This window comes from Glutamicibacter sp. AGC84 (genome assembly GCF_053543575.1).
This window is the reverse complement of sequence record NZ_JBLVOC010000005.1, coordinates 129,250-130,177: the sequence shown is the minus strand read 5'-3', so window position 1 is coordinate 130,177 and position 928 is coordinate 129,250. Positions and strand designations below refer to the sequence as shown.

Here is a 928-nt window from a genome sequence, read left to right as displayed (position 1 = left end):
CCCCCCCACGTCGTTAACCAAGCTGGGCGTCCGCTGCAATGTGGCGCAGCCAACCTTGTAATCTTGCCGTCCTCACAGAAATCACCGTTAGCATCGAAGGGGTGCTTTAGCACCTGTCATTCTCGATCAACCAAGTGAAGAGCGCTGTGGATTCCATCTTAGAAACCCTTTTCATGGCTACCGCCGACAGCAGTAGTTCCTTTGTCCAGATTTTGCTCTCGGCTGCGAGCATGCTGCTCGTCTTCGTCTCCGCAGCACTGCTGGCGCACCGCAACGACCTGGGTTGGTGGACCCTGATCCTGGGTGTCTTCGTTGGCCCGGTCATTTCTTCGATGCAGTTCGACCTGCTGGGCCTGATCTACGCCGTTCCGCTGCTGCTGATCGCAATCTTCGGCCTCTGGCGCTTCTCCCGCTACGAGCTCAAGGGCAAATTCACCCGCATGGTCACTGGCACCCCGGTGACCGTGTGGTCCGCGATTGGACTGCTCGTAGGCTTGATCCTGCTGGTCGCCTTGCGCTTCGGCCCGTTCCTGTTCAATGGCGGCTTCATGAGCGCGACCCCGGAAATCTGGGTCCTGTACTTCGCTGATTCGGCCCTCTTCGCCTCATTTGTCATGGTTGCCCGCGGCGTGCGTGCCGGCTGGCTGGTGCTGGCCGTGGCGGCCATCGCCGATCTGGTCGTGTACTTCCTGATCTCCCCGATGCTGGGCATGATGGGCCTCTTCGTATTCATCGCCCTGGCAGCCTTGTACGGCTTCTTCCTATGGCGCAATCTGCCAGCCGCCGGCCAGGCCGGTCAAGGCATTGCAGAGCTCTCCGAGGCCGAGCTGGCACTGGACGCCGCCAAGGAAGCTACCTTGGCGAAGCTGAACAAGCAGCACGGAAGCAACGGCGTTTCCTAGGCTTCGCAAAAATGGCGTTGGACCAC

1 protein-coding gene is annotated in these 928 nt (G+C 60.1%); it reads left to right on the top strand.

Translation table 11 applies throughout. From position 1 onward, the window contains the following. Nucleotides 1-173 precede the first annotated feature (173 nt). Entirely contained in the window at nt 174-902 is a 729-nt protein-coding gene (locus ACNPN0_RS02375; RefSeq protein WP_434693122.1) for a nicotinamide mononucleotide transporter, read from the top strand. Nucleotides 903-928 lie beyond the last annotated feature (26 nt).